The organism is Nocardioides hungaricus, assembly GCF_054782915.1.
The window spans coordinates 1-7,267 of record NZ_BAAGRO010000002.1 but is presented as its reverse complement, the minus strand read 5'-3'; the positions used below and the strand labels follow the sequence as shown (position 1 = coordinate 7,267).

The window sequence follows — 7,267 nt, the reverse complement described above, 5'->3', positions numbered from 1 at the left end:
TCGGGCGACTGGATGGCGGTCTCCTCGCCCTCGTCCCACACCAGCGGCCAGTCCAGCGCCCGGCTCCCCCGGTGGAGACGTACTTGCCCCATCGTCCGACGAAGGCGAGCCACGTCGCTGCTCCGGTCGGTACCGAAAGCAGGCCTTCGGCAGGTCAGCGTCGGTGACGAGATATCCACCCTGAGTGGAGAGCGCGGTCACGACAGGCCCGCCTTCTGTAGCGCCGCAGTATGCTCCAAGCCCTCGCGGATGTGCTGCGGCAGACGGTCGGACATGACCCCGCGATCTGGACGGTGTGAGGCGCCGAGCCGGGGAGGAGAAGGTGCTTCTCCACCAGTTCGGCGTCCACTACATCCCCGTTACATCCCCGTCGCGCTCCGCGAGGAGGTCATCGAAGGTACGTCTTCAGAGTCGGCGCGCCGGTCGAGCACCAGCTGCTCGGGGCCACGGTCGAGCTGGTCCACCTGCGGCGCCGCGAGCCCGTCGAGGTCCGCAGGAAGCCGCGAAAACAACTACTCGAGCGGGCGAGCTTCGCTCTGCCGTGAGAGCATTCAGGGGTGTTCGCACACTGGCTGCTCGCCGTAGTCGGGACACCGCTCTTGTTGTCGCCTCAATCAGCACGTCCGCATTGGAGGTCCACCAGTGAGCCAGACCAACCACTCAGAGCTGGGACTGCTCGACCTCGTGCCTTCTGCAGACCACGCGCCTCCTGGCGCTCGCGCCAGCGCCGTACGCAAGGCGCTGGTGAAGCATGTCTTCGGGCGGCGGGCCTTATTCAAGGGTCTGATATCGACCGGAATGGCCGCAGGGGTCGCTTCCCTAGATCTCATTCCCAGGCTGACACCGCGCGCGGCCGCTGTGCCGGCGACATGGGATGAGTGCAGCGATTACGCACGCGATCCCAACTGGGACCCCAGGAACTACTGGAACATCTGCAACCCGTGTGCCTCCGGAAACCCGCCCATCTCCAACTCGTACTGCAACGGGAACGGGTACCACCGGATCGATACTGTCGACTTGCCGGACGGCTACCGCACTCAGTATTTCCGTCGCCTCGAGTCATGCAAGACCAAGAATGCGTGGGTGTGGCGCATCTCGAACGACACCGGGTTGCCGAACCCCCGAGACCGGCGGTGCTCGGATGGCCGCTACAGGACTGAGCGGTATGGTTCGCTGGTGTCCGCGGGTCCCACCGTGTGCCAGGAACTGCTAACTGCGACGGGCAAGGTCGAAGATAACCGCACCATCACCTGTTGACGGGATTGGCGAGGTCGAACGGGAACTCAAGCGCATCAAGTGATCAGATGACCAAGGGGGCAGGGGCTGCGTCGCGTCGGCTGATGGGCCCGGTCCTTGTCCTCGCCCTTATCGCGTCCGGCTGCACGTTGGAGCAGGGCGAGCCCGGTCCTCCTTCTGGCGAGAGTCCGTCGAGCGACCCAGCGGGAGCGGGGCCCAGGGTCGTCACGGTCGACCTCGATCGCGACGATGTGCCACTGGTCGAGTCCAACCTTCCTCGAACCCTCGTGCCTCCTCCGCTAGCGCAGACCGTCCCACTGCTTGATGATCCTCCCGGCCGCGCGGTGGCCCGGGTCATTTCCTACGTGCCTGTGCAGGTGACCGGATGGGATGACCAGATCGCCTACTTCGTCGGCTCAGATGGACAATGGCGCTCATTGCGGATGAGCGACCTCGGACTCGGACCGGACACCTATGTCGGAGTCGATACCACCTGGGGAGGGCGACTGTCTCCCAGCGGACGGTTCTGGGCATTCCCGACCGCCCGGCACCTATCGGACGGCGGCACGGCCAAGGGGCCCGTGGGCGTCATGGATCTCCGTACCGCACGCGTCAGCTACTACTACCCTGACGGCGGTCGCCGAGTCGCATGGGTTCCCCAGTGGAGTCCCGACGACCGACTGGTGTTCTGGTGGAGCGCGAACGGGGAGCACTTGCAGGCAACCGTCGACGTCCAACGGCGCCAGGTCCGGAGACTGGAGGTACCGTTCGCCTACGCGCCTCGCCGCGTCGTCCAGTTCGACACGGCAACCGGAGCGCCGGTCTCGCTTCGTCGCGGTCCGAGTCCAGATCTCTTGACCTACCGACCGGACCTGCGCGTCAGCGAGGAGCGCCCCCTCGACTTCGAGTTGGGATCCAATCCGTTCGAGCCCTACACGGTGGGCGAGGGCGGTCTCGCCGTCGCCGACCGGTCTGGACGTCGGTCCAGCCTCATCATTACCAAGCCCGACCTGGCGATCGACACCATCGTCCGAGCTCCGACCGGTAACGACCCGTGGTTCGAACTCGACTGGCTCAACCGCGACTGCCTCGTCGTCTTCAATCCTGGGACCCCGCGACTGCCTCAGCGGTACCTGGTCTGGAACCGCTCCACCGGGCGCTTCAAGCAGCTGGCGCAGCTTCCAGTGCTGGACCCCCAACGGCTCGCACAGGTCGATGTCGCCTACGGCGCGCTCGAGATCCCAGGCCAGTCAGCGGACGACGGAACTCGCGAGGGCGCGCGCGGCTGCAGGTGAAGGGCGAATTGGGCTGCCGACCAGGGCGGTCGAAGGCGCTGCTGCTCCCAACGGCGGGGGCTGATCAACGAGAGCGACCCTCGGCACACGCTGGCTCAGGTGGGTATCTAAACTGACTGCTTGATCCTCGGGGTGAGGTCGGGTGTGTGGTTCTGGTGGGTTTACCGTTCAGCGGATGTTGATGCCTGGTCCGGTGGTGGTGTGGCCGATGGTGGGGTGGTCGGGGATTTCGCCGATGATGAGGAGGCCGCCGGAGGTTTGGGCGTCGGTGAGGAGGAGGAGGTCGTCCGCGGTGATGTCGGGGCCGGTTGTCAGGTGGGGGTGTACCCAGTCGAGGTTGCGGTGGGTGCCGCCGGGGATGTAACCGTCGGCGAGGGCTACGCGTGCGGCGTCGAGGATGGGTACGGCGGTTCGGTCGATGACGGCTCCGACGCCAGAGGCGCGGCACATCTTGTGGAGGTGGCCGAGGAGGCCGAAGCCGGTGACGTCGGTCGCGGCGCGGCAGCCGGCGGCGAGCGCGGCCTCGGAGGCGTCGCGGTTGAGGCGGGTCATCATGTCGATGGCTTCGGGGAAGGTCTGGCCGGTGGCCTTGTGACGGTTGTTGAGCAGGCCGAGGCCGAGCGGTTTGGTGAGGGTGATCGGGAGACCGGGCTCGGCCGCGTCGTTGCGCAGCAGCCGGTCGGGGTCGGCGAGTCCGGTGACGGCCATGCCGTACTTCGGCTCCGGGTCGTCGATGGTGTGCCCGCCGATGACCGGGCACCCCGCCTCGGCGCCAACCGCGAGGCCACCGCGCAGCACCTCGGTCATCAGCTCCATCGGCAGCACGCCGCGGGGCCAGCCGACCAGGTTGATCGCCACCACCGGCCGGCCGCCCATCGCGTAGATGTCGGAGAGTGCGTTGGCGGCCGCGATCCGTCCCCAGTCGTAGGCGTCGTCGACGACGGGGGTGAAGAAGTCTGCTGTGGAGAGGACGGCGAGACCGTCGGCGATCTGGACCGCTGCCGCGTCGTCGCCGTCGTCGAGGCCCACCAGGATGCCGTCTCCGGTCTGGCCGGTGAGTCCGCGGACGGCCTCCTCGAGCTCGCCGGGCGGGATCTTGCAGGCGCAGCCTCCGCCATGCGCGTAGTCGGTCAGCCGCCGGCGTTCCTGCGTGGTCACGTTCATCACCGTAGTGCGGCACTACCGTGTAGGACACCGGAGCGGAGTCATCCGCCGGCGGACGGGCCGGCCCATGGGTCCACCTGCGCGCCACGCATGGACGTGGAGCCGCCACCGGTGGTGCATGGTTAGATGGGTGTGGCGGGGAGGTGTCTGGGTTCCTGGTGGTCCCCCCGGTCTTCAACACCGGTGAGGTCGAGTATCTCGGTCTGGCGGGTTCGATTCCCGTCCGCCTCCGCCACACCCGCCAGGACGCGCAGTCACAAGGGTGTCAGCCACGAGGCGCCAGGAGGGCCATGACCACCGACCCGCGTCGCCGGATCCCCCGCACCGATCACCTGTTGGGGTTGGTGCGTGGCGTGCAGCAGCAGGCACGAGAGGGTGTGATCGCGCCGGAGGAGGTGGAGTCCGCGGTGCTGGCGGCAGCGTCGGCGTACCGGTCTACCTCGCTGCGTCCGGTGCTCAACGCGACCGGCGTGGTGGTGCACACCAACCTCGGCCGGGCGCCGTTGTCGGGCGCCGCAGTGGACGCGCTGCTGGTGGCGAGTGGGTACGTCGAGGTGGAGCTGGACCTCGCCACCGGGGACCGGTCCCGGCGGGGTGCCGCCGCCCGGGCGGCGCTGCTCGAGGCCTGCCCGCAGGCCGAGGACGTCCTGGTGGTCAACAACGGGGCTGCCGCGTTGTGTCTGGCCACGACGGCGCTGGCGGTTGGCCGGGAGGTGGTGGTCAGCCGCGGCGAGCTGATCGAGATCGGCGCCGGCTTCCGGCTGCCCGAGCTGATCGAGTCGACCGGCGCCCGGCTGCGTGAGGTCGGTACCACCAACCGCACCCATGTGGCCGACTATGCGGTGGTGCTCGGCCCCGACAGCGGCTGTCTGCTCAAGGTGCATCCGAGCAACTTCCGGGTCGAGGGCTTCACCGCGTCGGTGTCGCTGGCCGAGCTCCGCTCGCTCGTCGATGAGCTCGCTGACGGGTACGAGGTGCCGCTGGTCGTCGACCTCGGCAGCGGCCTGCTCGCACCGGACCCGATGCTGCCAGACGAGCCCGATGTCGCTACCGCGCTCGCCGAGGGCGCTGACCTGGTGCTGGTCAGCGGCGACAAGCTCCTAGGCGGCCCCCAGGCGGGGATCCTCCTGGGTCGCGGTGATGTGATCGGCCGGCTGGCCCGGCACCCGCTGGCGCGCGCGTTCCGGGCCGACAAGCTCACCCTGGCCGCGCTCGAGGCCACACTGCGCGGGGATGAGCCACCGGTCCATCAGGCGCTGCACGCCGACGAGTCGACCCTGCGGCGCCGGGCCGAGGCGCTCGGCGCGGCACTCGACGCGCCCGTGGTGCCCCACGACGGGCGTGTCGGTGGCGGCGGTGGGGCCGGTGTCCTGCTGCCCGGGTGGGCGGTCCAGCTCCCCGAGGCCGCGGCCGCCCGGCTACGCGGCGGCGACCCGCCGGTCCTGCCCCGGGTCCACGAGGGACGATGCCTGGTCGACCTGCGGTGCGTGCCCGCCCCCGAGGACGGACGTCTCCTCGCCGCGATCCGGACCGCGCTACACGACCTAGAACACCGGCCAGAACCCGGGCCAAAACCCAGGCCAGAAGGGCTGAAGGACGGGCCGGGAAGCAGGCTGGAGGACGGGCTGCGGTGACGGAGTCCTTCGTCGTCGCGACTGCCGGGCACGTCGACCACGGCAAGAGCACCCTGGTCCGCGCGCTGACCGGGATGGAGCCCGACCGCTGGGCAGAGGAGCGACGACGCGGCCTCACCATCGATCTGGGCTTCGCCTGGACCAGGCTGCCCTCGGGGAGCCAGGTGGCGTTCGTGGACGTGCCGGGGCACGAGCGGTTCCTGACCAACATGCTCGCCGGGCTCGGACCGACCCCGGTGGTGTGCTTCGTGGTCGCTGCCGACGAGGGCTGGTCGGCCCAGTCCACCGACCACCGCGACGCCGTGGCCGCGTTCGGGATCGAGCACGGGCTCCTGGTGATCTCCCGTGCCGACCGCGCCCCCGACCGTGCTCCCGGCCGTGTCCAGCAGACGCTGCAGGAGGCGCGCGCCGAGCTCGCCGGCACGGGTCTGGCCGAGGCCCCCGCGGTCGTGGTCTCGGCGAAGGACGGCACCGGCCTCGACGACCTCCGATCCGCGCTCGACGACGTCCTGGCCGGTGTGCCCGCCCCCGACCCCGACGCGGACGTGCGGCTCTGGGTCGATCGCGCGTTCACGATCACCGGCGCCGGCACGGTCGTCACCGGCACCCTCGCGGAAGGCAGCGTGGCTCGCGGGGACTACCTCACGCTGATCGGCTCCGGCGGGCAGCCTCGTGAGGTCACTATCCGTGGCCTGCAGAGCAAAGGCGCCGACCACGAGTACCTGGCCCCGGTCGACCGGGCCGCGCTCAACCTGCGCGGCGTCGCCATGGACGACGTTGTCCGCGGCGATGTCCTGCTGACCCCCGGCGCCTGGCCGCTCACCGTGGTCGTGGACGTGCGTCGCACCGGCAGGATCCCGTGGGACCAGGCGCCCGAGCAGCTCACCGCCCATGTCGGCACCGCGGCCATCCCGGCCCGGCTGCGGCGCTTCGACCCCGACCACGCCCGCATCACCCTGGACCGGCCGCTCCCGCTGGTCGTGGGAGACCGGCTGCTGCTGCACGACCCCGGTGCCCGCCGGGTCCTCGGCGGGGCTCATGTCCTCGACCCCGATCCGCCGCCACTGCGCCGCCGCGGCGACGGAGCACGACGCGCAGCAGCGCTCGCGGCCACCGACCCGGGCGGGAACCTCATCGCCACCCTGGCCCGCCACGGAGCAGTGGAGCGATCCGCGCTGCGACGGCTCGGTCTCTCCCTCCCCGACCCGCCACCAGCCGACATCACCGAGATCGACCAGTGGTGGGTGCACCAGCCGTCCTACGCACAGTGGCGCGACCAGGTGCGCACGATCGTGGAGACCGCCCACCGCCAGGACCCGTTGGCCGGCGGCGTCTCGCTGGGCACGCTCCGCAACCAACTCGGCCACCCCGCCGGACGCTTCCTACCGCGGCTGGTCACCGACGCCGGCCTCGAACAGGCCGACGGGCGGGTCCGCCTCCCCGGCAGCACAACAGACCTCGGCACAGCCGAGGCACCCATCACCGCCCTCGAGGCAAGACTCACCGAACACCCCTTCGATGCCCCCCGAGCCGACGAGCTGGCCGCCCTCGGCCTCGGCACCCGCGAACTAGCCGCAGCCGAGCGCGCAGGACGACTGCTGCTCCTCGACGACACCGTAGTACTCCTACCCACCGCCCCCACCCTGGCCATGCGTGAACTCGCCCGCCTGGAACAACCCTTCACCACCAGCACCGCCCGCCAAACACTAAACACCACCCGACGAGCAATCATCCCGTTACTAGAACACCTCGACCACCACGGCCGGACCCGACGCCTCGACAACCACCACCGCGAAGTAGCCCGCTGAGCCCGCTACGGTGCGGACTCTTCACATGAAGTCCGGGATTCACATGAAGTTGCGGGTGTGCATCGCCGACAGCTCCTCGGCTCGCTTGACCAGAGCGTCCAGGATCTCCTGACGGGCCGGTGGCACCGAG

General features: G+C 69.9%; 5 protein-coding genes and 1 tRNA gene. 5 read left to right on the top strand and 1 reads right to left on the bottom strand.

Annotation, left to right across the window (positions count from 1 at the left end):
* Positions 1-642 precede the first annotated feature (642 nt).
* Together ACYVKX_RS01015 and ACYVKX_RS01010 are read left to right on the top strand one after the other, a co-directional pair.
* Positions 643-1,257, top strand: a complete 615-nt coding sequence (locus ACYVKX_RS01015; RefSeq protein WP_460828641.1) for a hypothetical protein — start codon at positions 643-645, stop codon at positions 1,255-1,257.
* Between the two features lie 47 nt (positions 1,258-1,304).
* A complete protein-coding gene (locus tag ACYVKX_RS01010; protein WP_460828640.1) occupies positions 1,305-2,531 on the top strand; it encodes a hypothetical protein in 1,227 nt (408 codons plus the stop codon).
* Positions 2,532-2,699: 168 nt separating this feature from the next.
* On the opposite strand, the gene selD is transcribed toward ACYVKX_RS01010, so the two are convergent.
* Complete coding sequence (gene selD, locus ACYVKX_RS01005; RefSeq protein WP_460828639.1) at positions 2,700-3,695, bottom strand: selenide, water dikinase SelD; 996 nt, start codon at positions 3,693-3,695, stop codon at positions 2,700-2,702.
* Positions 3,696-3,834: 139 nt separating this feature from the next.
* On the opposite strand from selD, the gene ACYVKX_RS01000 reads away from it, so the two are divergent.
* From ACYVKX_RS01000 to selB, 3 genes are all read left to right on the top strand, one after another.
* Positions 3,835-3,930 (top strand) — tRNA-Sec (locus tag ACYVKX_RS01000).
* A gap of 55 nt (positions 3,931-3,985) precedes the next feature.
* Positions 3,986-5,329, top strand: a complete 1,344-nt coding sequence (gene selA / locus ACYVKX_RS00995) for an L-seryl-tRNA(Sec) selenium transferase (protein ID WP_460828638.1) — start codon at positions 3,986-3,988, stop codon at positions 5,327-5,329.
* On the top strand, positions 5,326-7,137 hold the full coding sequence (gene selB, locus ACYVKX_RS00990) for a selenocysteine-specific translation elongation factor (protein ID WP_460828637.1): 1,812 nt from the start codon (positions 5,326-5,328) through the stop codon (positions 7,135-7,137). The genes selA and selB overlap by 4 nt, the downstream gene beginning before the upstream one ends.
* Positions 7,138-7,267 lie beyond the last annotated feature (130 nt).